Source organism: Phytopseudomonas daroniae (assembly GCF_004327275.1).
GTDB classification, from domain to species: Bacteria; Pseudomonadota; Gammaproteobacteria; order Pseudomonadales; family Pseudomonadaceae; genus Aquipseudomonas; species Aquipseudomonas daroniae.
Genome location: NZ_QJUJ01000006.1, coordinates 230,208 through 256,044, shown reverse-complemented (window position 1 = coordinate 256,044; position 25,837 = coordinate 230,208). Strand labels below are relative to the sequence as shown.

The 25,837-nt window shown below is 63.0% G+C and carries 26 protein-coding genes; 19 read left to right on the top strand and 7 right to left on the bottom strand.

The window, feature by feature from the left end:
• Positions 1-81: 81 nt before the first annotated feature.
• From DNK10_RS16345 to DNK10_RS16325, 5 genes are all read left to right on the top strand, one after another.
• Complete coding sequence (locus DNK10_RS16345) at positions 82-525, top strand: hotdog fold thioesterase (RefSeq protein ID WP_131182416.1); 444 nt, start codon at positions 82-84, stop codon at positions 523-525.
• Between the two features lie 107 nt (positions 526-632).
• Complete coding sequence (locus tag DNK10_RS16340; RefSeq protein WP_131192278.1) at positions 633-1,436, top strand: alpha/beta fold hydrolase; 804 nt, start codon at positions 633-635, stop codon at positions 1,434-1,436.
• Positions 1,433-2,296 (top strand): alpha/beta hydrolase, encoded by an 864-nt coding sequence (locus DNK10_RS16335; protein ID WP_131192277.1) that lies wholly within the window; start codon positions 1,433-1,435, stop codon positions 2,294-2,296. Before DNK10_RS16340 ends, DNK10_RS16335 begins: the two co-directional genes overlap by 4 nt.
• Positions 2,297-2,455: 159 nt before the next feature.
• Positions 2,456-3,256, top strand: a complete 801-nt coding sequence (locus DNK10_RS16330; RefSeq protein ID WP_131192276.1) for a DUF4892 domain-containing protein — start codon at positions 2,456-2,458, stop codon at positions 3,254-3,256.
• Between the two features lie 46 nt (positions 3,257-3,302).
• Positions 3,303-4,376: an AI-2E family transporter gene (locus DNK10_RS16325; RefSeq protein ID WP_131182412.1), complete on the top strand. Its 1,074-nt coding sequence runs from the start codon at positions 3,303-3,305 to the stop codon at positions 4,374-4,376.
• Positions 4,377-4,388: 12 nt separating this feature from the next.
• Here the strand turns inward: DNK10_RS16325 and DNK10_RS16320 are convergent, their stop codons facing one another.
• On the bottom strand, positions 4,389-5,438 hold the full coding sequence (locus DNK10_RS16320) for a patatin-like phospholipase family protein (RefSeq protein WP_131182411.1): 1,050 nt from the start codon (positions 5,436-5,438) through the stop codon (positions 4,389-4,391).
• Positions 5,439-5,555: 117 nt separating this feature from the next.
• Between DNK10_RS16320 and DNK10_RS16315 the strand changes: the two genes are divergently transcribed.
• The 8 genes from DNK10_RS16315 (at position 5,556) to DNK10_RS16280 (ending at position 14,316) form a co-directional block, all read left to right on the top strand.
• A complete protein-coding gene (locus DNK10_RS16315) occupies positions 5,556-5,828 on the top strand; it encodes a hypothetical protein (RefSeq protein ID WP_131182410.1) in 273 nt (90 codons plus the stop codon).
• A gap of 49 nt (positions 5,829-5,877) precedes the next feature.
• On the top strand, positions 5,878-6,486 hold the full coding sequence (locus tag DNK10_RS16310) for a flavin reductase family protein (RefSeq protein WP_131192275.1): 609 nt from the start codon (positions 5,878-5,880) through the stop codon (positions 6,484-6,486).
• A gap of 208 nt (positions 6,487-6,694) precedes the next feature.
• Entirely contained in the window at positions 6,695-8,659 is a 1,965-nt protein-coding gene (locus DNK10_RS16305) for a HAMP domain-containing methyl-accepting chemotaxis protein (protein ID WP_131192274.1), read from the top strand.
• A gap of 108 nt (positions 8,660-8,767) precedes the next feature.
• The gene (locus DNK10_RS16300) at positions 8,768-9,685 is read left to right on the top strand and encodes an AAA family ATPase (RefSeq protein WP_131192273.1); all 918 of its coding nucleotides are present in this window, start codon (positions 8,768-8,770) and stop codon (positions 9,683-9,685) included.
• Positions 9,682-10,638 carry a DUF58 domain-containing protein gene (locus tag DNK10_RS16295; protein ID WP_131182406.1) on the top strand — a complete coding sequence of 319 codons (957 nt, stop codon included), beginning with the start codon at positions 9,682-9,684 and terminating at the stop codon, positions 10,636-10,638. The genes DNK10_RS16300 and DNK10_RS16295 overlap by 4 nt, the downstream gene beginning before the upstream one ends.
• Complete coding sequence (locus DNK10_RS16290; protein WP_131192272.1) at positions 10,635-12,629, top strand: transglutaminase TgpA family protein; 1,995 nt, start codon at positions 10,635-10,637, stop codon at positions 12,627-12,629. The genes DNK10_RS16295 and DNK10_RS16290 overlap by 4 nt, the downstream gene beginning before the upstream one ends.
• A 22-nt stretch (positions 12,630-12,651) precedes the next feature.
• A complete protein-coding gene (locus DNK10_RS16285) occupies positions 12,652-13,413 on the top strand; it encodes a CHAD domain-containing protein (RefSeq protein WP_131192271.1) in 762 nt (253 codons plus the stop codon).
• 105 nt (positions 13,414-13,518) lie between these two features.
• Positions 13,519-14,316: an acyl-CoA thioesterase gene (locus DNK10_RS16280; RefSeq protein ID WP_131192270.1), complete on the top strand. Its 798-nt coding sequence runs from the start codon at positions 13,519-13,521 to the stop codon at positions 14,314-14,316.
• On the opposite strand, the gene DNK10_RS16275 is transcribed toward DNK10_RS16280, so the two are convergent.
• The 3 genes from DNK10_RS16275 to DNK10_RS16265 all read right to left on the bottom strand — a co-directional run bounded on the left by DNK10_RS16275 (position 14,292) and on the right by DNK10_RS16265 (position 17,385).
• Positions 14,292-14,516 carry a hypothetical protein gene (locus DNK10_RS16275; protein WP_131192269.1) on the bottom strand — a complete coding sequence of 75 codons (225 nt, stop codon included), beginning with the start codon at positions 14,514-14,516 and terminating at the stop codon, positions 14,292-14,294. The genes DNK10_RS16280 and DNK10_RS16275 overlap by 25 nt on opposite strands.
• Positions 14,517-14,630: 114 nt before the next feature.
• On the bottom strand, positions 14,631-16,115 hold the full coding sequence (locus tag DNK10_RS16270) for a methyl-accepting chemotaxis protein (RefSeq protein WP_131192268.1): 1,485 nt from the start codon (positions 16,113-16,115) through the stop codon (positions 14,631-14,633).
• Positions 16,116-16,521: 406 nt separating this feature from the next.
• Positions 16,522-17,385: a TatD family hydrolase gene (locus DNK10_RS16265; RefSeq protein WP_131182400.1), complete on the bottom strand. Its 864-nt coding sequence runs from the start codon at positions 17,383-17,385 to the stop codon at positions 16,522-16,524.
• Between the two features lie 204 nt (positions 17,386-17,589).
• Here DNK10_RS16265 and DNK10_RS16260 point away from each other — a divergent pair, with 204 nt between their 5' ends.
• The 3 genes from DNK10_RS16260 to DNK10_RS16250 all read left to right on the top strand — a co-directional run bounded on the left by DNK10_RS16260 (position 17,590) and on the right by DNK10_RS16250 (position 20,058).
• Positions 17,590-19,005 carry an MltF family protein gene (locus DNK10_RS16260; protein WP_131192267.1) on the top strand — a complete coding sequence of 472 codons (1,416 nt, stop codon included), beginning with the start codon at positions 17,590-17,592 and terminating at the stop codon, positions 19,003-19,005.
• 100 nt (positions 19,006-19,105) lie between these two features.
• A complete protein-coding gene (locus DNK10_RS16255) occupies positions 19,106-19,540 on the top strand; it encodes a DoxX family protein (RefSeq protein WP_131192266.1) in 435 nt (144 codons plus the stop codon).
• A gap of 218 nt (positions 19,541-19,758) precedes the next feature.
• The gene (locus DNK10_RS16250; protein ID WP_131192265.1) at positions 19,759-20,058 is read left to right on the top strand and encodes a class I SAM-dependent methyltransferase; all 300 of its coding nucleotides are present in this window, start codon (positions 19,759-19,761) and stop codon (positions 20,056-20,058) included.
• A gap of 57 nt (positions 20,059-20,115) precedes the next feature.
• Here DNK10_RS16250 and greB read toward each other — a convergent pair whose 3' ends face one another.
• Genes greB through DNK10_RS16235 form a run of 3 tightly spaced genes read right to left on the bottom strand, consistent with a single transcriptional unit; the run spans position 20,116 to position 23,834 of the window.
• Positions 20,116-20,613, bottom strand: a complete 498-nt coding sequence (gene greB, locus DNK10_RS16245) for a transcription elongation factor GreB (RefSeq protein WP_131182396.1) — start codon at positions 20,611-20,613, stop codon at positions 20,116-20,118.
• A 33-nt stretch (positions 20,614-20,646) separates the two neighbouring features.
• Positions 20,647-23,151 carry an ABC transporter permease gene (locus DNK10_RS16240; protein WP_131192264.1) on the bottom strand — a complete coding sequence of 835 codons (2,505 nt, stop codon included), beginning with the start codon at positions 23,149-23,151 and terminating at the stop codon, positions 20,647-20,649.
• Entirely contained in the window at positions 23,151-23,834 is a 684-nt protein-coding gene (locus DNK10_RS16235) for an ABC transporter ATP-binding protein (protein WP_131182394.1), read from the bottom strand. Before DNK10_RS16235 ends, DNK10_RS16240 begins: the two co-directional genes overlap by 1 nt.
• A gap of 10 nt (positions 23,835-23,844) precedes the next feature.
• On the opposite strand from DNK10_RS16235, the gene DNK10_RS16230 reads away from it, so the two are divergent.
• The 3 genes from DNK10_RS16230 to DNK10_RS16220 are packed head-to-tail and all read left to right on the top strand — an operon-like array spanning position 23,845 to position 25,819.
• A complete protein-coding gene (locus DNK10_RS16230; RefSeq protein WP_131182393.1) occupies positions 23,845-24,462 on the top strand; it encodes an arylesterase in 618 nt (205 codons plus the stop codon).
• Between the two features lie 58 nt (positions 24,463-24,520).
• Positions 24,521-24,802 carry a hypothetical protein gene (locus DNK10_RS16225; RefSeq protein WP_131182392.1) on the top strand — a complete coding sequence of 94 codons (282 nt, stop codon included), beginning with the start codon at positions 24,521-24,523 and terminating at the stop codon, positions 24,800-24,802.
• A gap of 60 nt (positions 24,803-24,862) precedes the next feature.
• Positions 24,863-25,819, top strand: a complete 957-nt coding sequence (locus DNK10_RS16220) for a L,D-transpeptidase family protein (RefSeq protein WP_131182391.1) — start codon at positions 24,863-24,865, stop codon at positions 25,817-25,819.
• The last annotated feature ends 18 nt before the right edge of the window (positions 25,820-25,837 follow it).

Genomic DNA, 25,837 nt, shown 5'->3' with positions numbered 1-25,837 from the left:
GCTGCGGAGCTCGGCATTTGTGTGGCACGATCAGATGCTTGCCGTTACTGGCGAGCCAGACCCTAACAAGAAGGATTGTCCATGAGTCTCTGGCGTCAACCCCCCAACCTCGACGAACTCAACGCCGCCCAGCGCAATACCATCGGCGAACTGTTGGACATTCGCTTCGAGTCCTTCGATGACGGATCCATCACCGCCAGTATGGCGGTCGATGCGCGTACCCATCAGCCTTATGGCTTGCTGCACGGTGGCGCCTCGGTGGTGCTGGCGGAAAGCCTGGGTTCCACTGCCAGTTACCTGTGCATCGACACCAGCAAGTTCTTCTGCGTCGGCCTGGAGGTCAATGCCAACCACCTGCGCGGCTTGCGCTCGGGGCGCGTCACCGCGGTGGCCAAACCGGTGCATCTGGGGCGTACCACTCACGTGTGGGATATCCGCCTGAGTGGTGACGATGGCAAGACCAGCTGTATATCGCGGCTGACCATGGCCATCGTGCCTCTCGGCAGCCAGCCGCCGGAGCGCTAGCGTCCGACATTTGGCCGGAGCGTCGTCCTTCCTGACCGTTACGGTCATTGCCGTGCACCGGGGGCTGGCTGACAATCCGTTCATTGCCTGCCACCAGTATCAATGCCATGTCCCAGCTCATCTTTTTCGCCCATGCCAACGGTTTTCCCTCGGGTACCTACGGCAAGCTGTTCGCCGCGCTCGCACCTGAGTACCAGGTTCAGCATCTGCCGCAGCACGCGCACGATCCGCGCTTTCCGGTGAATGACAACTGGAGCAATCTGGTCGATGAACTGTTGCATCATCTGCAGCAGTGCGCAGAACCTGTCTGGGGCGTGGGCCATTCGCTGGGCGGCGTGCTGCATTATCACGCCGCGCTACGCAGGCCTGATCTGTACCGCGGCTTGGTGATGCTCGACTCGCCGGTGCTGACCCGCACCGACCAACTGGTGATTCACGCGGCCAAACGTTTTGGTTTCATCGACCGTCTTACACCCGCAGGGCGAACCCTCGGGCGACGCGAGGCGTTTGCCGATGCGTTGGAGGCGCGACGTTACTTTGCCGAAAGGTCGCTGTTCAGCCGCTTCGATCCCGATTGCCTGGATGCCTATGTCGAGCATGGCCTGCATCCTCATGACGAGGGCGTTCGTCTGCGTTTCGAAGCGGCGACCGAGATCAAAATCTATCGCAGCGTCCCTCACACCAGCCCCGGGCGGCCGCAGCAGTTGCAGGTTCCCCTGGCATTGGTGAAAGGCGCCCATAGCCGCGTGGTGCTCGCCCACCATGGGCGCATGGCGCGCCGTGCGCCGCGGGGAGAGTTCCTGACGCTGCCAGGCGGCCATATGTTTCCTCTTGAGTACCCGGACGATACGGCGCAGCTAATTCGCGGGCTGTTCACGCGCTGGCAGGTTCCCGTCGAGGTTGCTCGATGACTCTCGGTTTCGAAGAGGTGCGCCTGCGCTTGCCACATATCGAGCTGGCCGCTCAGATCCATGGCCCGGAGCATGGGATGCCGGTGATCGCCCTGCATGGCTGGCTCGACAATGCCGCGAGCTTCGCCCGGCTGGCACCGAAGTTGCCGGGCCTGCGCATCGTCGCCCTGGATTTCGCCGGTCATGGTCATTCGGATCATCGTCCGCCGGGTGCCAGCTATGCACTGTGGGATTACGTGCATGACGTGTTGCTGGTCGCCGAACAGTTCGGCTGGCAGCGCTTCAGCCTGCTCGGCCATTCCATGGGCGCGATCGTCTCGTTGCTGCTGGCGTCGACCTTTCCCGAGCGAGTGGAGCGCCTGGCGCTGATCGACGGCCTGATCCCGCCGACCACCGAGGCCGATGCGGCGGTGACCACGCTGGCCGATTCCCTGCGTGCGCAACTGGCCCTGCCAGCCAAGCACAAGCCGGTCTATCCAAGCCTGGAACGAGCGGCCCAAGTGCGTCAGCGCGGAGTAGGGCTGGTCAGTTTCGAGGCCGCCGAGTTGCTGGCGCAGCGTGGGCTGATGCCAGTGCCTGGCGGCTACACCTGGCGCACGGACAATCGCCTGACGTTGCCTACGCCCCTGCGGCTGACTCGCGGCCATGTTCGGGCATTCGTCGCGGGCCTGAGTTGCCCCACCAAACTGCTGCTGGCCGAGCACGGCTTGCTGGCGCATCGCGACGGCCTGGATGAATTGCTGGCGCAAACGGCGATCAGCGTCGAGCGGCTACCCGGCGGGCATCATCTGCACCTGGACGATGAGCAGGGGGCGCAACTCGTAGCAGACTGTTTCAATCCTTTCCTGTACGCCGCTTGACGGCCTGCTGCAACTGGGGAAAGGTGTCGGCATTGCCATGGAGACCCGCATGACCGACTTGTATACCGTCGCGCTGGAAGCGCTGCTCGCGTCCGCTGATGTTCACGCTCTGCCATCTACCTCGCAGACCTTCGACATGACTGAGCAACGAGGGGCTTCATGCGTCTGAGTTACCTGCTTCCCCTGATGTTGGCCAGTACTGCCGCCTCTGCCGATGTAGCCGGCAGCCGCGATCTCGATGTACTGCCCCGTTTCCCCGGCAGTGAGATCGTCACGTTCAAGGAACAAGCGGATCAGGAACGTCTCTACCCGCAGGGCACAATCCGCCGTATCAGCGGGCGCCTGCGTTACGAGCGTGAGGTGCTCGCCGAAGGGCAACTCACCGCCATCACCTACGAACTACCCCGCACCCACAATGCCAACGAAGTGTTCTCCGCAGCGCGCAAGGCGCTGCAGGATCAGGATGCCCATGTGCTTTATTGGTGCGAGGGACGTGAGTGCGGCTCCAGCAGCCTGTGGGCCAACGCGGTATTCGGTAACTCCACCCTGTACGGCTCCGATGATCAGCAAGCCTATGCATTGCTGCGCCTGGCCGAACCGAATCAGGACAGCCTGGTAGCGCTGTACAGCATCACGCGCGGTAATCGCCGTGCCTATCTGCATGCCGAGTTGCTGGCTGCCAACGAGCCGCTGGCGCAGGTTCTGCCAACGCCTGCCACGTTGTCACGGCAATTGAAGAGCACCGGTGAGCTACGCGTGCCCGGGCAAGACGAGCCTCAGGACGAGTGGACGGAGCTGCTGGCGCGGAGCCTCAACCTGGACAGCACCTTGCGGGTCAGCCTTTCCGGCGCTCACGCTGAAGCCTGGCGTGAGGCGCTGATCGAGCAGCGGGTGAGGGCGGCGCGCCTGGAGATCGGTGAAAGCACCGGCGACGGCCTGCGCATCAACGTGCTACGTTGATGCGCCGTTTACGGGCTTGAGTCTGGTTTTCTGGAAACACTGAAAAATGCCGAATAACGACCGTTTGCTGGTGCAGATCCTGCTACTGGGGTTACTGGGCGCCAGCCTGTGGGTGCTGGCGCCGTTCTGGTCGGCGTTGTTCTGGGCCGCCGTTCTTTCCTTCGCCAGTTGGCCGGTGATGCGCTGGCTGACGCGGCTGCTCAAGGGCCGTCAATCCGTCGCTGCCGGGCTGTTGACTGGCGTATGGATCGTGCTGGTAGCCGTGCCGCTGGTGATGCTCGGCGTCAACCTCGCAGACCACATTCGCGATGCCACCGCCATGATCAAGGGCTTCCAGGTCGAAGGCCTGCCACCACCGCCAACCTGGCTGGAATCCGTTCCCTTGGTGGGCAATCGCCTGGTCAGCATTTGGGAAACCCTGGATCAGCAGGGCTCGGCTCTGTTCGCTACGGTTCAGCCCTACCTGGGCCAGGTCGGCAACTTCCTGCTGGTGCGCAGCGCCAAGATCGGCGGTGGCATCCTCGAGTTGGCCCTGAGTCTGATTCTGGTGTTCTTCTTCTATCGTGACGGCCCGCGACTGGCGGCCTTCGTCGAAAGCCTGCTCGAACGCCTGATTGGTGATCGCGCGGAGCATTACCTCGAGTTGGTCGCCGGTACGGTGCAGCGAGTGGTGAACGGTGTGCTGGGCACCGCTGTGGCGCAGGCGATCCTCGCCTATATCGGCTTCATGATCGCTGGCATTCCGGGGGCTCTGTTGCTGGGGCTGCTGACCTTCGCCTGTAGCCTGATCATGGTGCCGCCGCTGATCTGGGGGCCGGCCGTCGCCTGGTTGGTCTGGCAAGGTGAGATCGGTATGGCGATCTTCCTCGGTATCTGGGGCTTCTTCATCATCAGCGGCGTGGACAACATCCTCAAGCCGTACCTCATCAGTCGCGGCGGTAACCTGCCGCTGGTGGTGGTACTGCTCGGCGTGTTCGGCGGCATTCTGGCCTTCGGCTTCATGGGGCTGTTCCTGGGGCCGACCTTGCTGGCGGTGGCCTACAGCCTGCTCAGCGATTGGGTCGCACACAAGGCGCCGGTGGGGCTACCACCGCGCGAGGAGCGGACGCCGCCACACTGAAGGAGAGGCGACTCAGTGGTCGCCGCGCTCGTATTTGTCGAGTGTGTCCCGGGCGATTTGCCGGCCAAGCATGATCAGCTCCGGCGCCTTGTAGAACTCGAAGAATCGGCAAACCCGCTTGGGCACGTTGATCAGGATGTCCGGCGGGTAGCCGGCGATCTTGTACTGCGAAAGCGAGGTCTGCATGACCTCGAAACTTTGGTTTATCAACTCCAGCAACGAAGCCGGCCCGGCCATATTGGCGACACGGGAGCCGCTCGCCGAGTTCGGCGCGCTATCGCTCTGCGGCGCGGCGGCAGGTTGCTGGGCATGGGGATCCACCGGATCCTGCAGCCACAGGTCGGGTTGCTGCGGGGCAATCGACTCCGCTCGGTTTTCCAGCAACAGAAGCTGGTCATCCTCGCCTGCCTTGCGTCGCAGCGATGGCAGGCGCGAGCCCAATGAAGCCATCAATTGATCGAAGCGGCCTTTCAACGCCGGCGTGCGTTCGATCACTGGCAGTTGATAATGCTGTTGCTGCGCCGAGTTGAGGTTCACTGCGATGATCAGGTCGCAATGGCTGGAGACGACGGGCACGATCGGCAGGGGATTGAGCAGCCCACCATCGACCAGCATGCGTTTGCCCTGAATAACCGGCGTGAACAGGCTGGGGATTGCCGCCGAAGCGCGCATCGCCTGGTGCAGGCAGCCTTCCTGGAACCAGATTTCCTGCTGGTTGGTGAGGTCGGTTGCCACGGCCGTGAAGGGGATGTTCAGCTCCTCGATATTGATTTCGCCGACGATATCGCGAATCCGCCCGAAGACTTTCTCGCCGCGTATGGCGCCAAGACGAAAGCTCACGTCGAGCAGGCGCAGCACGTCCAGATAGTCGAGACTCTGCGTCCAGTCGCTGTAATCCTTGAGCTTTCCGGCCGCATAGATGCCGCCGATCACGGCGCCCATGGAACAGCCGGCGATGCAGCCGATCTCGTAACCGCGCGATTCCAGCTCCTCGATAACGCCAATGTGGGCATAGCCGCGTGCGCCACCCGAGCCGAGCACCAGTGCTACTTTCTTGCTCATCCAACTCTCCCTTGAAAACGCGTCGTGCCGTGCCGGCGATAGTGGCACTTTTTTCCCGGCGTACCGTCATAATCACACCGGTAACATGATTGCCGGTCAACCTCTGGAGTATGCGACATGAAAGCCTGGATCCTTTTACCGATTGCGCTGTTGGCGGGCTGCTCAGCGACCACCTCGTACCGCGATAGCTGTGCCAGGCAACTGGATGCCGCCTGGCAGGAACTCGACCTGGCCAAGGCCGAAGGCTTTGCCGGTACCGTTAGTTACTCCAAGGCGGCATCGTTGATGACAGCAGCGAAAACCCAGCAGCAGTTCGAAGCGTTTCGCGGTTGCACCAACAAGTCGGAGAAAGCTCGCTTCTATATCCGCGAGTCCCGGGCAGGCCGCTGACAGCACAGTGGAGTAAGCTGGCAGCAACCTGACTTTTCTGGAGAATGGGATGCTGCTCGATTTTGCCGATCTGACCCCGCTGGAGCGTTACCGCTGGCTTGCCTCAACCGTCACCCCCAGGCCCATTGCCTGGGTGTCCACCCTGTCGTGTGACGGCGTCGCCAATCTGGCGCCGTTCAGCTTTTTTCAGGTCATCAGCGACGATCCGGCGACGCTCATGGTCAACGTCGGCACCCGTGACGACGGCAGCCTCAAGGACACCCTGCGCAATGTACAGGATAACGGTGAGCTGGTGATCCAGCTGGTTTCCTTCGCCCAGGCCGAAGCCATGAATGCCAGCGCGGCGATCCTGCCGCACGAGGTCAGTGAATTCGAACGTTGCGCGATTGCACAGCTGGCCAGCGAACGTATCGCGCCGCCTCGGGTCGCGGGGGCTGCAATCGCCTACGAATGTCGTCTGGCGGAACTCATGCCCTATCCACGGCATGCGCCGACCTGTCATCTGATCTTCGCCGAGGTGTTGTTGGCGCATGTCGACGATGCCGTGTTGACCGAGAAGGGACGGATCGACCCGCACAAGCTGGATCTGGTCGGTCGTCTTGGCGGTATGGCTTACAGCCGCACCCGAGACACCTTCGAGTTGCAACGCCCGAGCTGAGGCTCGTCTATCAATAAAGCCCGGTGCATGAGTATGGCGATTGCAGGCGCTCGACCTAGCCACCTTATAGCCTGAAAACGACCTGTATTTAGCTAAAAGCACTGCCTGTGCGCATTGATGGCTTGTCGCTATCAATTCGCTGTTTCAATGTGCGCGCTATACAGGTTTAGTGGCCGCTTCTGGCCATGCTTGCGTCGGGGGAGTGGGTATGGGCTTGGTTTCGCTACGCGGGGTGGCCAGTCTCAGCACGGCAAGCAAATTGTCGCTGGGGTTCGGCGTGGTACTGGCACTGACACTGGTCGTTGCCATTACCGGCTTCTGGGCGCTGCGTGACGTTGGCGCACGCTTCGCGCTGCTCGAGCGGATGAGCGAAATCAATGACCAGGTCGCTCGCATGCGGCGCAGTGAACAGGCCTTCGCCCTGAGCAATGACGAGCTGGACAGCACGCGCTTGCACGAGCAGGCGCAGCAGGTCGGCGAGAGCACCCAGCAGTTGCAGGAGCTGGTGTCCGCCGAGGAGCGTGATGCCCTGCAACAGGTGCAAGAGGGGATTGCCGAGTACCGCGCAACCTTCGATCGTTATGTCGATCAGAGCGACAACATGCGCCTGGCCCTGGATGCGGCCAAGTGGTTGGTGGTCAGTGCGTCCAACAGCCTGGATCTATTGCGCGAGGGGTTGGCCGAAGACGGTGTCGATGCGCTGAAGAACAGCCAGGGCAGCGAAGGTGGCGACTCGGTGTTGCAGGCCGGCCAGATCGGCCAGGTGCATGTGCTGCTGCTACAGGCGCTGGATGAGGCGCGCATGCGTCTGGAACAGAGCCGCAGCAGTGGCGAGGTGCCGCAGACCGAGATTCAGCAGGCCGCCGACGCACAGCAACTGGCCGGCGAGTTGCGTGATGCCATGGACGATCCTGGCTACAGCGCCGTGCTGGTCGAGGTCATCGGTAATCTCGACTCGTTCAATCAGCGCCTGCAGGAATACACCCAGCTGTTGCAGCAGCAGAAGCAGGAGCACGTACGACTGGTCGAACAGGCCGAGCATATCGTTGCGCTCGTCGAGCAGTCCTATCAGCGGCAGAAGCGGGCGCTGCACGGGCAACTGAGCAGCAGCGTCTGGCTGATCCTGGGCGCGTCGGCACTGGCCCTGCTGATCGGCTTGCTGGCGACCGCGCTGATCACCCTGTTGATCGTCAGGCCGTTGAAGCAGGTCACCGATGTCGCGCGACGGATCGCCAGTGGCGACCTTACCGGAGATATCGACGTACAGCGCAGTGATGAAATAGGCCAGCTACTGCTGGCCATGCAGGGCATGTCGCGGGATCTGCGCAGCATGGTCGGTCGCCTGCAGGCTGGCGTGTCGCAGATATCCGCCTCCGCCCAGGCATTGTCAGCGGTGACCGAGCAGACGCGCCAGGGCGTGAACGGGCAGAAAGAGGAGACCGACCAGGTCGCCACCGCCATGAGCCAGATGGCCGCCACCGTGCATGAGGTCGCGCGTAACGCCGAGGCGGCGGCTGCCTCCGCGGCTCAGGCCGATGCGCGGGTCGGCAGCGGTGGCGAGGTGGTGCGCGAGACCCTGCAGGGCATCGAACAACTGGCCGCCGCAGTGTCCGTGACCACGCAAAGCATTGAGCAGTTGAGCCATGACACCCGCCACATCGACTCGGTGCTGGAGGTGATCAAGAGCGTGGCCCAGCAGACCAACCTGCTGGCGCTGAACGCGGCGATCGAGGCGGCCCGCGCCGGTGAGCAGGGCCGCGGCTTCGCCGTGGTGGCCGACGAGGTTCGCGCGTTGGCCAAACGAACCCAGCATTCGACCGAGGAGATCGAGGGGCTGCTGGGCGTGTTGCGCGAGGGCGCGCGCCGTTCCGCGGCCGATATGCGCCAGAGCGGCGAAAGGGTGGCGCAGGTGGTGCAGGGTGCCCGACAGACCGAAGAGGCGCTGGCCGGTATCGCCAGTGCGGTGGCGGTGATTCACGAGATGAACCAGCAGATCGCGGCGGCCGCCGAACAGCAGACGGCCGTAGCGGAAGACATCAGCCGCAGTGTGACCTCCATCCGCGACATCGCCGAGCAGTCGGCCACGGCCATGGAGGAGAATGCCGGCTCCAGCATCCAGCTGGTCGAGCTCGGCCGCGAATTGCAGGGTATGGCCGGACACTTTCGTCTGTAGAGGCTCAAAGCCGGGCATTGCCCACAGTTTCGTCAGTAAAGGTTACGCAATGCTTTGCCCGCTGCGATAGGGCCAGTAGCATCACCCCACCCGCATAAGGAGTGGACGATGCACACGAAACTGGACGCCTGCCTGGACACCGTCAACCAAGTGCTGCTCGGCAAGGAGGCGCAGGTGCGCCTGGCGCTGACCTGCCTACTGGCGCGCGGCCACCTCTTGATCGAGGATCTCCCAGGCATGGGCAAGACCACCCTCAGCCACGCGCTGGCCAAGGTGCTGGGCCTGAGCTTCCAACGCGTTCAGTTCACCTCGGATCTGCTGCCGGGCGACATCCTCGGCACCTCGGTGTTCGACAAGGACACCGGGCAATTCCTTTTTCATCCCGGGCCGATCTTCGCCGAGCTGGTGCTGGCCGATGAAATCAACCGCGCCACGCCGAAGAGCCAGAGTGCGCTGCTGGAGGCCATGGAGGAGGGGCAGGTGACCATCGAAGGGGCAACCCGGCCACTGCCGGATCCGTTCTTCGTCATCGCCACGCAGAACCCGATCAGCCAGAGCGGCACCTTCGCCTTGCCAGAGTCGCAACTGGATCGATTCCTCATGCGTCTGTCACTTGGCTATCCGGCCCGTGCGGCGGAGAAGGCGCTGCTGCTCGGTGAACCACGCCGTTCGGTGCTGCCAACTCTGGATGCGGTGCTCAATCATGCCGAACTGGCAAAACTGCAGGCCGAGGTGCCGAAAGTTCGGGTCAGCGATGCGCTGGTCGACTACGTATTGCGTCTGGTCGAGGCCACGCGTACCCAGCCGCAGTTCGCCTGGGGCCTGTCGCCACGGGGCAGTCTGGCATTGCTGGCGGCGGCGCGTGCCTGGGCGCTGCTGGCTCAGCGCGATTACGTGATTCCCGAGGATGTGCAGGCGGTATTGCCGTCGGTGGCCGGCCACCGGTTGCGTGATCAGGCCGACCCGGCCGGGCATGGTGGCGGGGCACTGGTGCAGTGGCTGCTGCGCGAGGTTCCTGCACTTTGACGAGTGCATTCAAACAGCGCAGGAGCCGCTGGCTGGTCAGGCGCATTCCGGCTGCTGCCAGTATTCAGCTCAACCAGCGCCGCATCTTCATCCTGCCGACGCGTGTCGGTCTGGCTTTTATCGTGGCGCTGCTGGTGATGCTGCTGGCGGCAATCAATTACCAGAGCAGCCTGGCCTATGCGCTGACCTTTCTGCTGGCCTCGGTGTTCGTGGTGGCCATCCTGCATACCTATCGCAACCTGGCCGGGCTGGTGCTGCACGCTGGTGGTGCCGGGGCGGTGTTTGCCGGCGAACAGGCACGTCTGCGGGTACGTCTGGAAAGCCGTGGGCGGGCCCATGAGGCCGTCGCGTTAGGCTGGCCGCCTGCCGACACGCTGCAGCAGGATGTCGCTGCTGGCGGCGCTGCCGAATGTGAGCTGAGCTTGCCCACCGAACGCCGTGGCTGGCTGCGCCCAGACCGGCTGCGTGTGGAAAGCCGCTTTCCTCTGGGCCTGCTGGTGGCCTGGAGTCTGATCGATCTGGATCAGTCGGTGCTGGTTTATCCACGTCCCCTGGAGGGCGAGTTACCGCTGGCTGCCGGGGGAAGCGAGGATGATCAGGAGCCTGGGCATCTGACCCAGGGGCAGGGCAGCGACGACTTTCAGGGCCTGCGTACCTATCAGCCGGGTGACTCGCGTAAACGCTTGCACTGGAAAGCCTATTCGCGAGGCCAGGGCTTGCTGGTCAAGGATTTCGCGGCCCAGAGCGGGCGCGACCTGCTGCTGGATTTCGATGTGCTCAGCGGTGATCTGGAGAGCCGGCTATCGCTGCTTTGTCACTGGGTGCTGGTGCTTTCCGAGCGCCAGCAGCCGTTTGCTCTGCATTTGCCGGGCAGTGCGTTTGCGGCGGATATTGGTGAGCGTCATCGCGAGCAATGCTTGCGGGCCCTGGCGTTACATGGAGTCAGCGCATGAGCGCTATCCAGGGTATTCCGCGCATCAGCCTGACCTGGCTGCTGGTGGCGCAAGCATTGGTGATCGTGCCGCATTTGGGCCATTTACCCTTGTGGGTGATCGGCCTGTGGCTCGGCTGCGCATTCTGGCGGGTACAGATCTTCCGCATGCGTGCCGGTTATCCCACGCTGCCGCTGCGAATCGGTTTGATCGTTGTAGCTGCGCTCGGCGTGTTCCTCTCCCGTGGCACGCTGGTCGGGCTGGATGGCGGCGTGGTGCTGCTGATCGCTGCGTTCATTCTCAAACTTTTGGAGATGCGCACGCGACGCGATGCGCTGGTGCTGATCTTCCTCGGTTTCTTCGTGGTGGTGACCGGGTATCTGTTCGACGACAGCATTCTGGTCGCGCTTTTCAGCCTGCTACCGGTCTGTGCCTTGCTGGCGGCGCTGATCGGTTTACAGCAGAGCGGTACGGCGACACGCCCATGGCGCACGCTTCGCTTGTCGGCCAGCCTGTTGCTGCAGGCACTGCCATTGATGTTGCTGCTGTTTCTGTTCTTTCCGCGGCTGGGGCCGCTGTGGTCACTGCCGGTGCCCAATGAGCGCGGGGCGGTTACCGGCCTCGCCGACAGCATGGCACCGGGGGATATCGCCGAACTGACCCGCTCCGGTGAGCTGGCGTTTCGCGCCAGCTTCGAAGGTGAGGTGCCACCGCGCAACGAGTTGTACTGGCGTGCGCTGACGCTCGATCAGTTCGATGGGCGGCGCTGGTCGCAATCACCGGCTGCGCAGTTCTCGCTGCCGCCGCAATGGCAGCCGCGCGGACAGGAATTGCGCTATAGCATCGTAATGCAGCCGACCACCCGGCCCTGGCTGTTCGCCCTCGACGTAGCGCAGACCGATCTGCAGGGCACGCGGCAGATGGGCGACTTCCGCCTGCAGCACCGCCGGCCGGTGGATCGTGTGCTGCTCTATAGCGTCAGCTCCTGGCCCCAGGCAGTTCGCGAGCCGCAGGCACGCCAGAGCGGCATGCAGACCTGGCTGCGTCTGCCGCCCGATGGCGACTCGCGCAGCCGCGCGTGGGCCGAGGCGTTGCGTCAACAGTACCCAGAAGACGAGCAGTTGGTCGCGGCACTGCTGAGTCACTTCAATCGCCAGCCCTATGTCTATACCTTGCGCCCGGTGCCATTGGGTGCCGACTCCATCGACGAGTTCCTCTTCGATACGCGCAGCGGGTTCTGCGCCCATTACGCGGGCGCCATGACCTTCGTATTACGCGCCGCCGGCATACCCAGTCGTGTGGTCGCCGGTTATCAGGGCGGCGAGCTGAGTAGCAACGGCGATTATGTTCAGGTACGCCAGTTCGATGCTCATGCCTGGGTCGAGTACTGGCAGCCGGAAAAGGGCTGGACGAGCGTAGATCCGACTTTTCAGGTTGCCCCCGAGCGCATCGAGCAGGGCCTGGAGCAGGCGCTGGCGGGCGAGCAGAGTTTCCTTGCCGACTCGCCGTTTTCGCCACTGCGTTACCGCAACCTGACCTGGCTGAACGAGCTGCGCCTGGCCTGGGATGATCTCAATTACGGCTGGCAGCGCTGGGTGCTGGGCTATCAGGGCGCCCTGCAGTTCGAACTGCTGCAGCGCTGGTTCGGTCAGGTCGATGCCAGCCGCCTGATACTGGCGCTGGTGGGCGGTGGCGGCTTGTTACTGGGGCTGCTGTCGTTGTGGCTGTTCAAGCCGTGGCGCGCCGAGCGTGATCCGCTGCTGCGGGTGTTCCTGCGCTTCGAGCGCCTGCTGGCGCAGCATGGCGTGCAGCGCCATACCGGCGAGGGGCCAAGGGCTTTCGCGGCGCGTGCCGTGCAGGCACTGCCCGGGCAGGCCGATGCCATCAATGCCTTCGTGCAGGTCTATGAGGCGCAGCGTTATGCAGGACAGAACATATCCACCACAACACTACTCCAACAGCTGAGTGCGCTTCGCCGCCAATTGCCGTGGCGTTGGAGTCGAACCCATTGAATGGTTTCCAGGAGTACCCGTGATGAGTGGTTTCGTCGGTGATTTGCGCAGCGAAGTGCTGCGTTTGCAGGTAGCGCTCTACGCCTGTCGCGAGCGTCTGCAGGCCCGAACCGATGGCGAGGCGCTGCACGACCTGCGGGTGTGCTTGCGCAGGTTGCGTAGCTTGCTGAAACCACTCAAGGGCGCGGCCGGCAGCGATCCGCTGCAGCAGCGTGCCGCTGAGCTGGGGCGTCTGAGCGGGCCGTTACGGGATCTTGAGGTATTGATCGATACGTTAAGGCAGCAGGGTGGGCATGTCGCTGCCGACAGGCGAATCTCCGAGCGGGCGCGGGGGGATAAGCTGCTGCTCGCCAGCCGCGCGCTGCCAGCGCTGTTTCGTGCGCTGGACGACTGGCCGCAGGAGCTGATTCGGCAGCAGGCGAGTGGTCAACTGGGCGACCTGCACAAGCAGGTCAGGCGCTACCTGCGCAAGCAGCGTGCGCGCCTGGTGGAGGCCCTGCGCGATGATGAGCACGATCGCCATCGCATCCGTCTGCTGATCAAACGTGTGCGCTACACGGCGGAGGCGTACCCGCAGCTCTCGCCGCTGTCCGCCGAACAAGTCCGCCTGCTGAAAAAGGGGCAGGCGGTTCTCGGTGATTGGCATGATCACCTGCAGTGGCTGGCAAAGGCCGAGCGTGAGGCGGATCTGCAAGTGTTCGAGGCGTCGTGGCGGCGCTCCATGCAGGAGGCCGAACAGTCGGCTGACGTGGTTCAGGCGCGTCTGCTCGCTGCGCTCGAATGAGCGCGGCTGCATTTCTGCTGACAAATGACCGAACGGGCGTGTGTCTCAGGCTCGCTGAGGGGGAGCGAGTCTCTTACTATCTGGCTGACCTGTCCGGAGGTGAGTATGGATTTCTTTGAACTGCTGGAAGAAGTGCAGCGCACGCCCGAGGCGCTATCGATTCCCCGGAACTGGGGCCAGGGCCGCGCCAGCTTTGGTGGTGTGGTGGCTGCACTGGTCTATGCCGTGATGCGCAGTAAGGTGCCAGCGGAGCGTCCACCACGGTCGTTGGCGATCACCTTCGTCGGGCCGGTGGAGTCTGGTGTCGCAGCGCGCTTCGAGGCTGAGGTGTTGCGCGAGGGCAAGGCTGTCAGCCAGGTATTGGGGCGTGCGCTACAGAATGGCGCGGTGGTGGCATTGGTGCAGGGCAGCTTCGGTGCGCCACGCTCCTCTTCGATCAAGGTCGACGCGCAACCGGCGCCCACGATCAAGGCCGTGGAGAATAGCCAGGAACTGCCTTATATCCCTCAGGTCACGCCGGAATTTACCCGCCAACTGGCAATGCGTTGGGGGCTGGGCGGCTTGCCATTCAGTGGCACTCAGTCGCGCGAGATGGGAGGTTGGGTGCGCTTTCGCGATCAGGATCGGGTCGAGACCCTCGATGAAGCGCACCTGCTGGGTCTGGTCGATGCCTGGCCACCGGCGGTGCTGTCGCTGCTTAAAGGGCCTGCGCCCGGCAGTTCGCTGACCTGGACGATCGAGTTCATCCAGCCGATGGTCTCGGTTACTTCTGATCAATGGTGCCTTTACCGCGCGGAAATCGAGCATGCCCGCGACGGGTACGGGCATGTCGCGGCTGCACTCTGGACGCCCAGCGGTGAGCTGCTGGCCATCAGCCGTCAGACGGTCACGGTGTTCGGCTGAGTTGTCGGCACCAGCGCCTGGCGTGCCAGGGCATAGGCGGCGACGGCACCCAACCCGGACAACAGCAGCGCCAGAGGGGCTGTGCCACTGCCAGCCAGGGCAAGCGACACCAGCAGCAGCGGCAAGGCGATGGCCAGCAATGGCATGTCGAGCGATTCAACGCTGCTTGAGCGGGTGAGGGGAGCGGTTTGCGTGTTCATGGGAGATCTCCTGCATCAGATGAGCCCAGTCTATGGCGCTCGATGCAGGGCAGCGAATTGATCCCTCCTATGTGGTAGATAGCTTTTGTGTTATCTGCCCATGCTTTGCTAGCGCTAGGGTTTGAGCTGGCGGATGGCCCGCGATAGCTCGCCCGCCAGTTCTGCCAGTTCGCTGCTGGTGGTGGCCGATTCCAGGGTCTGCTGAACCGTGCGCTCGGTGACATCGCGAATGCCCACCACCGACCGGGTCATTTCCTCGGCCACCTGACTCTGCTGTTCGGCAGCAGCGGCGATCTGCGTGTTGCTCTCACGCATCTGTGCCACGGCGCCTGTAATTGCAGCCAGGGCCTCACCGGCTTCGTGAGCGGCCTGTACGCAATCGTCGGCCTTCAGCGAGCTTTCCTGCATGAACTCCACTGCATCGCGGGTGCCCGCTTGCAGTGTGCCGATCATGCTGGTGATCTCGTCGGTGGAGTCCTGCACGCGTTTGGCCAGGTTGCGTACTTCATCGGCCACCACGGCAAAACCGCGGCCCATTTCGCCGGCGCGGGCTGCCTCGATGGCGGCGTTGAGAGCCAGCAGGTTGGTCTGTTCGGCGATGCCATGGATGACGTTCACCACACCGCTGATCTTCTGGCTGTCACCGGCGACCTGCTGGATCATCGTCGCCGTCTGCTGGACGCCGCTGGAAAGGCCGGTGATGGAGTGCACGACGCGGCTGACTACAGCCTGCCCGGCGCCGGCGAGCTGGTCGGCGGTCTGCGACTGGTCACGGGTAGTCGCCGCATGCTCGGCGATGTGATGCACGGTGGTCGACATCTCATTGATGGCGGTGGCGGCCTGATCGGTTTCGCTCTGCTGGCCGAGCATGCCCTGGCGCACGTCTTTCATGCTTCGCGCCAGGCGTGCAGTGCCGTCATCCAGCCTCGACGCCGCCTGGATGACCGTACCGACGACACGCTGGTAGCCATCCTGCATGGCATTGAAGGCGCCGGCCATCTGTCCGACTTCGTCACGACTCTGCAGGGGGACACGTGCCGACAGGTCACCGTTTTTCTCCACATGCAGCATGACGTCCTTGAGGGTGTTGAGGTGGGTGAGCAGGAAGCGGATCAGAACCTGCGAGGCGCCGAGCAGAGCGAGCATCAGCAGGGCGACCGTCAGCGCGTAGCTGCCGGCACGCTCGGCGAACACCTGGGCCAGACTGCGGCCGTATGCCGGTACCGCCACGCGCTTGTCGTTGCCGTGTTCGAGAACCTGGGCGCCGATCAGCGGATCGCTGCCGAACACTCCGTCGTGGGCGAGATCGATCCAGCCGCGCGCGTTACGCAGTGCGCTGGCGTCCATATTGCCTGGCAGGCGTGGCTGTTCACTTGCCGTGAACAGGATCAGATCGGTGGTGCCAGGCAGCTCACCTTCGGCTGGCCAGGCGGCGATCAGGCGCGCCTGTTTTTCCGCTCCTTCGCGGGCCGCCTGGGCAAAGGTGTCCTGCTCCTGAAGCATGGCGAACAGGACGAGCAACAGGGTGGTGAGGAAAGCGACGGCATTGACCGCCCAGAACTTGTGTTTCAGGGATACATCGCGAATCCAGACGGGCATGTTTTTCTGCTCTCGACATGAATGAGGCTAGGGTCTGTTGCCGTTTCAGCACGACCGCGCCGGAGCCCGTTTTGCCGCGAGGCAAGGCACGAGCCGCGAAGTTTGGCTGGCCAAATGAGCCGGCGAGAAACGCAGCATCGCGACAAAACGGGCCCGGCCCTTCGGGTTGCGCGGGAAATCTCACCATGCGTTGTTGGAGGACTTGAAAAGGGAACGCCATTCCCTGCGTCCTCCGCCTAGCCTGGTGAGATTTCTCGCAGCAACGCGGCTTGTGCTGAAACGGCAACAGACCCTGGCAAGGCGCCATCATTGTTTCACGGGCCACGTATCGATCCGTTGATGTGAATCAATGGCCACATGAAAGTCGGTTTCGAACGACTCCGGAAGCGACGCGGTTGCCCCCAGGTTAACGGCGGCGATCGCTCAGGCTTGAGGGGGAGTCGATCTCCTGCTCGTCAGCCTGCTCGACGATCGAGGGCAAACCGAAAAAGGAGCGTGCGCAGGCGGTGGTGTGCCTGGCGACCTGGTCTTCCGGCTCTCGGCGGTGCAGCGCCACTTCACGCAGTACCTCACCCAGGTAGGCGGGCTCGTTACGGCCGCTTTTCGGCTTCGGCCGCAGGCTGCGTGGAAGCAGATAGGGGGCATCGCTTTCCAGCATCAGGCGGCCAGCAGGAATTTCTCTGACCAGGGGATGCAGATGAGCGCCGCGACGTTCATCGCAGATCCAGCCCGTGATGCCGATGTGCAGATCCAGATCCAGATAATCGAACAGGGCGCGTTGCTCGCCGGTGAAACAATGCACGACCGCTGCAGGCAGGCGGTCGCGGTAATTGCGCAGTATCTGCACGAAGCGGGGATGGGCGTCGCGCTCGTGCAGGAATACCGGCATCTGCAGGTCTACCGCCAGGCTGAGCTGCTCCTCCAGGGCTTTTTCCTGCTGAGGCCGTGGCGAGAAGTCTCGGTTGAAATCCAGGCCACATTCACCCACGGCTCGCACCTGGGGCTCGATCAGCAGGGCGCGCAGGCGTCGCGTGTCGTCGCTATTCCAGTTCTTGGCGTCGTGGGGATGCACACCGGCAGTGCTGAACAGCCGTTCTCCGCTCTCATCCAACTGTCGGCACAGGCTCAGCGCATGATGGCTTTCAGCCAGGCTGGTGCCGGTCAGCACCAATTGGCAAATGCCCGCGTTGAAGGCTCGTTCGAGCAAAGCCTGGCGCTGATCATTGAAGCTTGCGTGGGTCAGATTGACGCCGATGTCGATGAGTTGCATGGTGTGAACCTGCAGAACGTGGGGCCGCAGCATAACAGAGCTTCTTATGGCTTATAAAAAGCCATTAATTACAAATGCTTGTGAGTTCTTTGTAATGTAAAGCCAACAGTTATTGGCATCAGAACTGTGGCCGTGCGACCCTCCGCGCCCAGCTTCGGCTGACTGCCACAGGCCGTCAGCCGGTTTTCCGCTTCCGGAGCCTCGATATTGCGTGTCCTTCTCGTGCTGTGCATGTTGCTCTCGCTGCCGACTTCGGCAGTGGCGCGCATTGCCGGCCCGGTAGAAGTGACCAGGCCGGCGGCAGTGCGCGACTTGCCCAGCATTCGTAAAAATGGCGAACTGCGGGTATTGGTCAATCAGAGCCGCAACAGTTCCGGTGAGGTCAAAGGGCAGAGCATCGGTGTCGAGTACCAGCGCCTGCGTGCCCTGGAGCAGTACCTCAACCGTAATGTGCGGGACGGACGCAGCCTGCGCCTGAAGATGATTCCCAAAGCCAAGGATCAGTTGCTCGCCGCTCTGCAGCGTGGCGAGGGCGACCTGGTAGCGCCCGGCGAATTGCTCAGCAGCAAGGGTGGCGCAAGTATCATCGCCAGCGCAGCGATTCGTCGCGACGTGCCGGTAGTCATCGTCGCGCGGCAGGGTAATCGGCGTTATCAGCGCCTCGAGCAATTGGCCGGACGTAGTCTGTCGCTGCCGGTCGGCAGCATCGCCAAAGAGGCCCTGCACGGCATCAATCTCAAGCTTCAGGAGCGCAAGCTGCCACCTATCGTGGTCGAGTGGGTGGATCCGACCCTTGCTGTCGAGGACGTGCTGGAAATGGTGCAGGCCGGTATCTTCGACTTCACCGCTGTGGAGCTGCACATCGCCGAACGCTGGGCCAAGGTGATGCCCAAGTTACGTGTGGATCGGCATCTGGTGCTCGATGACCAGGGCGACATGCGCTGGTACATGCGTCGCGATGCGCCGTTGCTCAGTGCCAGTGTCGACCGTTTCCTGGAAGGTTACCGGGTGCCCGATGATCAGGATGCCGCCTTTCAGCGGGTCTATCGGCGGCTCTACAAGGTGCATTCCCCCATGGGCCGAACCGAACGGCAGCGCCTGGAACGTGTCCGTCCGGTCTTGCAGCGCTATGCTGAGCAGCATGACTTCGACTGGCTGGCGCTGGCCGCGCTGGCGTTCAAGGAATCGACCCTGAACCCCAGCGCGCGCGGCAGCAGCGGGGCGACCGGGTTGATGCAGATCACTCCCGCCGCCGCGCGCAGTGTCGGTGTCACCGATATCTCCCACGTGGAAAACAACGTGCAGGCCAGTGCCAGGTATCTGTCGATGATTCGCCGCGTTTTCTTCAATAGCCCTCGGCTGAACGAGCGCGAGCGCATGGCTTTCGTGTTGGCCGGCTACAACCTGGGCCCGCAACGGGTGCAAAGCTTGCGCGCAGAGGCTCGGCGGCGTGGCCTGAACCCGGATCAGTGGTTTTTCCAGGTGGAGCGCATTGCCATGGAAGAGCTCGGTATGGGTGTCGTCAGTTATGTCAATGCGGTGAACAAGTACTACCTGGCGTATGCGCGTGAACGCTATTCCCTGGAGCCTGCACGGCAAGAAATGAGTATGCGAAAATAATCGACATATTCGATTTATTTAAGCGGTTTTATGCGATTTTTATATTAAATAATTTAATTAATATGGCGCCATCTTACTCACACAGCAAAGGACTCGCAGCATGAACGCACTCATCAAATCTCTGGCAACCACTCGCGCAGGCTATGGCCTGACCATCCTGCGGGTGCTGGTTGGTATTATTTTCGTGGCCCACGGTTCGCAGAAGTTGTTCGGCTGGTTCGGGGGTTATGGTCTGGCAGGTGTGGCGCAGTGGATGGAAAGCATCGGCCTGGCTCCTGGATACCTGATGGCGTTGATGGCGGGTAGCGCCGAGTTCTTCGGTGGCCTGGCGCTGATCCTTGGCTTGCTGGTGCGTCCGGCTGCGGTAGTGCTGACCTTTACCTTGCTGGTTGCCATTTTCTCCGTGCACATCGGCAACGGTTTCTTCATGAGCGACAACGGTTATGAGTTCGCCCTGGCGCTGATGGCCGCCACCCTGGCACTGCTGGTCGATGGTGCTGGTCGACTGTCCCTGGACAAGCACATCGCCGGCTAAGTACTGCAAGCCTCAGAAAAGCCCGCCGATGCGGGCTTTCTTGGTTATTGACAGGGTAATCGCCAAGTCTCTAGGATTGCCACCTGCGCCGATTTAAACAGCTACTTGCGGGGCGCCTCAGGGATTCTTCAATGAGTCTCGAAATTCCGCTAAAGCGCTGGTTCGGTGTTGCCTCTCACCGCTGCCCAGCGGGATTTTCGAGGCGGAGACAAACACCCATGACCTGCCTCCAGGCCACGCAGATTCGTATCGCCCCCATCGCCACCGGCCTGATCCGGCGCAACCCGCGCATTCTGCTCGGTGGCACTCATCAGCCGACTCTGTTGCGCTATCTCGATGGCTGGCCCAGCCGCCGTCAGGGGCAGCGCGCCTTTCTCGTGCAGTTCGCCGAAGACGGCGAGTCGCTGCAGCGTTTCGCGGATGACAGTTTTGATTTCGCGGTGCTACAGCGTCCAGGCGCCGAGATGCTCGGCCAACTGACCCGCATCGCTCGCCAGGGACTGATCACTCTGCGCTGAGCTCAGAACTTTCAGAGCCAGCAGTGCCGACGCGCAGCAGACTTTGAATAGGCTCTCTCAGGGATAGTCGATGGCGGTGATGTACCAGTACCTGTCGCCAGTCGGTGCCTGCACACGCACTTCCGCATCCAGGCCCTTGCCGATCACGGCGCGGGCCAGTGGCGAGTCGATGCTGATCAGGTTGAGCTTCAGATCGAGTTCGTCAGGGCCGACGATGCGGTAGCGTGAGCTGTTGCCGTCTTCATCTTCCAGGGTGACCCAGGCACCGAAATAGACCTTGTTCGGATCACTCGGACGGGTGTCGACCACCTTGAGTTTTTCGAGACGCTTGGTGAGAAACCGCACGCGGCTGTCGATTTCCCGCAGCATTTTCTTGCCGTAGGTGTATTCCGCGTTTTCCGAGCGGTCGCCCTGGGCCGCCGCCTCGCTGACCGAACGGGTCACTTCGGGCCGGCGTACGTGCCAGAGCTCGTGCAATTCGGCACGCAGACGCGCCTCACCTTCGGGGGTGATGAGAGGCGTTCCGGCGGCGCGGGGTGGACGGTATCGGCTCATGCTGTGCTCAGTCTGTTGCGGGCGCCAAGTCTATCAACCCTCGCGCAGAACGGTGAGAGGGCTGGCATCCAGGGAGCGCCGCGTGCCCAGTACGCCAGCAGTCGCGACCAGCAAGGCGCCGATCAGTGGCAGCAACAGCAACCACGGATGCGGCTGCCAGGCCATCTGGAAGGCGTAGCGGTAAAGCAGGAAACTGACCAACTCGCAGCCAAGGGCGGCCAGCAGACCGCTGGTCGCGCCGAGCAGGCCGAACTCGGCACGTCGTGCCTGAGTCAGCAGCCTGCGCTCGGCGCCCAGCGCGCGCAGCAAGGCGCCCTGATGAATGCGCTCGTCCAGCGTCGATTGCAATCCGGCGAACAGCACGGCCAGACCCGCCGCGAGGACGAACAGCAAGACGAACTCGATGGCGATGGTGACCTGGGCGAGGATGCTGCGCAGTTGATTGAGCAGCGCCTCCACCTGCAGCAGGGTGACCGATGGGAACGCCCGTGACAGCTCGACCAGTTGTCGCTCCTGCTGCGGTGGCAGGTAGAAGCTGGTCAGGTAGGTGACCGGCAGATCCTGCAAGGTGCCTGGCTCGAAGATCATGAAGAAGTTGGGCTGGAAGTTGTTCCAGTCGACTTCGCGCAGGCTGGTCACGCTGGCGTCGCGGTTGACACCACCGACGGTGAAGGTCAGCCGATCACCCAGCTTGATGTGCAGGCTTTCCGCCAGTTCGCTTTCCACCGAAACGCCCGGTAATTCCTGATTCTTCTCGCCTGCCCACCATTTGCCGGCAGTGAGGGTGTTGCCTTCCGGTAGGTCGGCACCCCAGGTCAGGCTCAGGTCGCGGCGTACGGCGCGCTCGCCACGGGAATCCTTGCTGACGTATTGGCGAACCGGATCGCCGTTGACCATGATCAGCCGCCCTGGCACCACCGGGTAGAGCGGCGCAGGGTGGGGCGACAGTTCCGTCAGGCGGGCGGCGAAGGCGTCCCGCTCGGCAGGCAGCACATTGAGGGCAAAATGGTTGGGTGCGTCGGCGGGCAACTGATCCTGCCAGGTGTCCAGCAGTTCGCCGCGCAGCAGAGCGATCAACGCCATGGCCAGCAGGATCAGACCGAAGGCCAGGGATTGCCCGGCGGCGGCCAGGGGGCGGCGCAGCAACTGGCCGAGCCCCAGGCGCCAGGGTAGTGAGGCGCGGGCCAGCAGGCGACGCAGGCTTTGCAATCCGAGCAGAAGCAGGCCGCCAAGCAGCAGAGCGGTTACCAGGCCACCGCCAAGCAGTGCCAGGGTCAATGGCAGATCCAGGCTCAGGCGCCACATGATCAGCCCGAGGGCGAGCAGGGCGGTACCGTATACCAGCCAGGAACTGGCCGGCACCGGCAGCATGTCGCGGCGCAGCACCCGCAGTGGTGGCACGCGGCCTAACGCTGCCAGTGGCGGCAGGGCGAAGCCGGCCAGGGCTACCAGGCCGGTGGCGATACCCGCCAGGGCCGGCCACAAGCCGCCAGGAGGAATCTGGGTGGGCAGCAGGCCTTGCAGTAGATGGAACAGCAACTGCTGGGCGAGCCAGCCGAGCAGGGCGCCGCTCAGGCTGGCAAGCAACCCGAGAATCGCCAACTGCAGACTGAACAGCCCAAGGGCCTGGCGTCGTGACAGCCCCAGACAACGCAGCAGGGCGCTGGCATCGAAACGCCGGCTGGCGAAACGCGCCGCGGACAGGGCGACGGCAACGCCAGCGAGCAGCACGGCGGCCAGACTGGCCAGATTCAGGTAGCGCTCGGCGCGATCGAGGGCACCGCCGACGCTGCGGCTGCCATCACGGGCATCGTCGAAACGCTGGTGGGCTGCCAGGCCAGGTTCGACGGCCTGGCGATAGCTTGCCAGTACGTCGCTCGGCCCGTTCCATTGTTCGACGTAGCGCACCCGGCTGCCCGGTTGCACCACGCGGGTGGCCGGCAGATCGTCCAGGTGCATCAGCACGTGGGGCGTCAGGCTGTAGAAGTCGCCGGCTTCATCCGGAAGGTAGGTGAGCACCCGAGCCAGGCGTAGGGTCTTGGCGCCGACTTCGATGTCGTCGCCGGTTTTCAGATCCAGGGCTGCCAACAGTCGCGCCTCGGCCCAGACTTCGCCAGGCTTAGGCCCCTCGCTGACGGCCTCCTCGGCGTAGGGTTCGGCTGCGCTCTTCAGTTCGCCACGCAGCGGATAGCCCTTGCCTGCAGCTTTGACACTGGCCAGTTGGATACCCGCGTCGCTGGCGATCACGCTGGAGAACTCCACGACCTGCGCGTGTTCCAGGCCCCGTGAAGTACCCTCGTCAATCTGCTCGGCGGCCGCTGGCGCGCTGCCGCGCAGGATCAGGTCGGCCCCGAGGAATTCGGTAGCGCGCAAGGTCATGCCTTCATTCAGGCGCGCCCCGAAATAGCCGATGGCGGTGCTGGACGCGACCGCGATCAGCAAGGCGAAGAACAGCACGCGCAACTCACCGGCACGGGCATCGCGCAGCAGTTGGCGGCCTGCAAGTGACAGCAGGCTGAAGAAGGACAGGGATTTCATCAGGCGTTCACCGGTGCCACGAGGTGGCCACCCTCCAGACGGATCAGGCGCTGGCAGCGCGTAGCCAGGCGTTCATCGTGGGTGACCAGCACCAGGGTAGCGCCGCGCTCCTGATTCAGTTCGAACAGCAGATCGCTGATGCGCTCGCCCGTATGGCTGTCGAGGTTGCCGGTCGGCTCATCGGCGAACAGCACGTCGGGATCAGCGGCAAAGGCGCGAGCGATGGCCACGCGCTGTTGCTCGCCACCGGAAAGCTGGCGCGGTGTGTGGCTCAGGCGTGCTCCTAGGCCAACACGCTCGAGCAGCTCCGTGGCGCGCTGCCGGGCATCGCCACGGCCTTCCAGCTCCAGTGGCAGCATGACGTTTTCCAGGGCGTTGAGGCTGTCGAGCAACTGGAAGGACTGGAACACGAACCCGACATGTTCGGCACGTACGCGGGCACGTTCGTCTTCGCCAAGGTTGCCAAGGTCGTTGCCGGCCAGCAGGATGCGACCGCTACTGGGCAAATCGAGCCCGGCCAGCAGACCGAGCAGGGTGGATTTGCCGGATCCCGAGCTGCCGACGATGGCCAGGCTACCGCCTTTTTCCAATTCCAGTGAAAGGTCGTGCAGGATGGTCAACTCGCCTTCCGCGCTGGAAACCACTTTGTTAAGGTTCTGCGCAGACAGAATGCTTGAGCTCATGAGGAATCCGATGCGTGCGATATGGAAAGGAACCGTTCTCGGCCTGCTGCTTCTGGGGCAGATTGCGGGGCAGATGGCGCAGGCGGGTACCGTGCTGGTAGTCGGCGATAGTATCAGCGCGGCTTTTGGCATGGATACCCGGCAAGGTTGGGTTCATCTGCTCGATGAGCGCATGCTAGAGCAGGGTTTCGACCATCAGTTGGTCAACGCCTCGATCAGTGGCGACACCAGTGCTGGCGGTGCCGCGCGGCTGCCGGCGCTGCTTGCCGAGCATGACCCGGATCTGGTGATCGTGGAGCTGGGTGGCAATGATGGGCTGCGCGGCTTGCCACCTGGTCAATTGCAACAGAATCTTGCGTCGATGATCGATGCGTCCCGTGAGGCGGGTGCCAAGGTGTTGTTGCTGGGCATGCGCATACCGCCCAACTATGGTGAGCGCTACACCACGGCCTTTGCCAAGGTGTATGAGGAGCTGGCGGCGGAGAAGAATGTTGCGCTGGTGCCGTTTCTTCTCGAAGGTGTGGGCGGTGTCGAGGCGTTGATGCAGGATGACGGCGTGCATCCTGCGATAGAGGCGCAGCAGATGCTGCTGGAGAATGTCTGGCCAACCCTGAAACCGTTGCTCTGACGGGCTTTTCCACTGACGGCGTTTCGGATAATGTGGCGCCCCCGCCCTGGAGCCCCCGATGCTGCGACCCGTCTGGTCTTTGTACGCCTATCAACTGATCGAGCCGGATGAACAGCTCGACCTGTTCGCCTGTCGCGAGGTACGCGTGCACCTGGTCGCTCGACAGCTGGAGCTGGGCGGTTACGCCGATCGCACGCTCTGCGGCGGTCTGTTGCCTGCACAGCCGTTGTGGCGTGATCTGGAACGCCCCATGTTGCAAGACCGGCGCCTGTGCCCGGCTTGCCTGGCGACGCTCGATGCGCAACGGCGCGGAGAACGTCCGGCCTGGCCCGGACGCTGAGCCTGGCGGCGGTATACACTTCACCTCCTATCTACCACTTCCACCTCAAAGGTTTCCTGCATGTCGCCGCGCGTTTCAGCTCTCGCCCGCTGTCTGTCGTTGTGTGCTTTCTGTCTGGCAGGTTCTGCTGTCGCGATGGAGCTGCCGCTGCCGCCGCCGGGTGAGGATGTGGTTGGTGAAATCCAAGTGATCAAGGCGCGTTACGAAGACACCTTCGCCGACCTGGGTACGGCCAATGATCTGGGCTATCTGGAAATGGTCGCCGCCAACCCGGGTGTGGATGCCTGGCTGCCTGGCGAGGGCACCGATATCGTGCTGCCGACGCGTTTCATTCTGCCGGCGGGCCCTCGAGAAGGCATCGTGATCAACCTGGCCGAGTACCGCCTGTATTACTTCCCGAAAGGCCAGAACGTCGTTTACACCTATCCGCTGGGGATCGGTCGTGAAGGTTGGAGCTCGCCCGTTACCGAAGCGCGCATCACCGCGAAAACGCCGAATCCCGGCTGGTACCCGCCGCAATCGATCCGCGACGAACACGCTGCCGATGGTGATCCGTTGCCGAGTTACGTGCCTCCAGGCCCGGACAACCCCCTAGGGCCCTACAAGATGGCGCTTTCGGTGCCGGGTTACCTGATTCATGGCTCGAACAAGAAATTCGGTATCGGCATGCGGGTGAGCCATGGCTGCTTCCGTATGCTCAATAACAATGTGCTCGAGCTGGCCGACAAGGTGCCGGTCGGCACGCCTGTGCGCATCATCAACGAACCCTACAAGTTTGGCGTGAGCAACGGCAAGGTCTACCTTGAGGCTCACGCGCCGCTCGACGAGGAGGAGGGCGTGCCGACTGGTGATCAGCACGCCGCGGTGGTCAACGCGCTGATCAAGCGCAGCGACTTGAATGCACAGAACCTGGATTGGGATGTAGTGCGTGAGGTCGTGGCGGCGCAAGACGGTCTGCCAATCGAGATAGCTGCGCCGCGAGATGCGGTAATCCAGGCGCAATCGTCCGCGCTCTGAGTGTGTTGGCGGCAATAA

What these genes read in the sequence shown, in the direction of transcription:
- DNK10_RS16345 (WP_131182416.1), top strand. Translation starts at nt 82, where the DNA reads ATGAGTCTCTGGCGTCAACCCCCCAACCTCGACGAACTCAACGCCGCC.
- DNK10_RS16340 (WP_131192278.1), top strand. Translation starts at nt 633, where the DNA reads ATGTCCCAGCTCATCTTTTTCGCCCATGCCAACGGTTTTCCCTCGGGT.
- DNK10_RS16335 (WP_131192277.1), top strand. Translation starts at nt 1,433, where the DNA reads ATGACTCTCGGTTTCGAAGAGGTGCGCCTGCGCTTGCCACATATCGAG.
- DNK10_RS16330 (WP_131192276.1), top strand. Translation starts at nt 2,456, where the DNA reads ATGCGTCTGAGTTACCTGCTTCCCCTGATGTTGGCCAGTACTGCCGCC.
- DNK10_RS16325 (WP_131182412.1), top strand. Translation starts at nt 3,303, where the DNA reads ATGCCGAATAACGACCGTTTGCTGGTGCAGATCCTGCTACTGGGGTTA.
- DNK10_RS16320 (WP_131182411.1), bottom strand. Translation starts at nt 5,438, where the DNA reads ATGAGCAAGAAAGTAGCACTGGTGCTCGGCTCGGGTGGCGCACGCGGC.
- DNK10_RS16315 (WP_131182410.1), top strand. Translation starts at nt 5,556, where the DNA reads ATGAAAGCCTGGATCCTTTTACCGATTGCGCTGTTGGCGGGCTGCTCA.
- DNK10_RS16310 (WP_131192275.1), top strand. Translation starts at nt 5,878, where the DNA reads ATGCTGCTCGATTTTGCCGATCTGACCCCGCTGGAGCGTTACCGCTGG.
- DNK10_RS16305 (WP_131192274.1), top strand. Translation starts at nt 6,695, where the DNA reads ATGGGCTTGGTTTCGCTACGCGGGGTGGCCAGTCTCAGCACGGCAAGC.
- DNK10_RS16300 (WP_131192273.1), top strand. Translation starts at nt 8,768, where the DNA reads ATGCACACGAAACTGGACGCCTGCCTGGACACCGTCAACCAAGTGCTG.
- DNK10_RS16290 (WP_131192272.1), top strand. Translation starts at nt 10,635, where the DNA reads ATGAGCGCTATCCAGGGTATTCCGCGCATCAGCCTGACCTGGCTGCTG.
- DNK10_RS16285 (WP_131192271.1), top strand. Translation starts at nt 12,652, where the DNA reads ATGAGTGGTTTCGTCGGTGATTTGCGCAGCGAAGTGCTGCGTTTGCAG.
- DNK10_RS16280 (WP_131192270.1), top strand. Translation starts at nt 13,519, where the DNA reads ATGGATTTCTTTGAACTGCTGGAAGAAGTGCAGCGCACGCCCGAGGCG.
- DNK10_RS16275 (WP_131192269.1), bottom strand. Translation starts at nt 14,516, where the DNA reads ATGAACACGCAAACCGCTCCCCTCACCCGCTCAAGCAGCGTTGAATCG.
- DNK10_RS16270 (WP_131192268.1), bottom strand. Translation starts at nt 16,115, where the DNA reads ATGCCCGTCTGGATTCGCGATGTATCCCTGAAACACAAGTTCTGGGCG.
- DNK10_RS16265 (WP_131182400.1), bottom strand. Translation starts at nt 17,385, where the DNA reads ATGCAACTCATCGACATCGGCGTCAATCTGACCCACGCAAGCTTCAAT.
- DNK10_RS16255 (WP_131192266.1), top strand. Translation starts at nt 19,106, where the DNA reads ATGAACGCACTCATCAAATCTCTGGCAACCACTCGCGCAGGCTATGGC.
- DNK10_RS16250 (WP_131192265.1), top strand. Translation starts at nt 19,759, where the DNA reads ATGACCTGCCTCCAGGCCACGCAGATTCGTATCGCCCCCATCGCCACC.
- greB (WP_131182396.1), bottom strand. Translation starts at nt 20,613, where the DNA reads ATGAGCCGATACCGTCCACCCCGCGCCGCCGGAACGCCTCTCATCACC.
- DNK10_RS16240 (WP_131192264.1), bottom strand. Translation starts at nt 23,151, where the DNA reads ATGAAATCCCTGTCCTTCTTCAGCCTGCTGTCACTTGCAGGCCGCCAA.
- DNK10_RS16235 (WP_131182394.1), bottom strand. Translation starts at nt 23,834, where the DNA reads ATGAGCTCAAGCATTCTGTCTGCGCAGAACCTTAACAAAGTGGTTTCC.
- DNK10_RS16230 (WP_131182393.1), top strand. Translation starts at nt 23,845, where the DNA reads ATGCGTGCGATATGGAAAGGAACCGTTCTCGGCCTGCTGCTTCTGGGG.
- DNK10_RS16225 (WP_131182392.1), top strand. Translation starts at nt 24,521, where the DNA reads ATGCTGCGACCCGTCTGGTCTTTGTACGCCTATCAACTGATCGAGCCG.
- DNK10_RS16220 (WP_131182391.1), top strand. Translation starts at nt 24,863, where the DNA reads ATGTCGCCGCGCGTTTCAGCTCTCGCCCGCTGTCTGTCGTTGTGTGCT.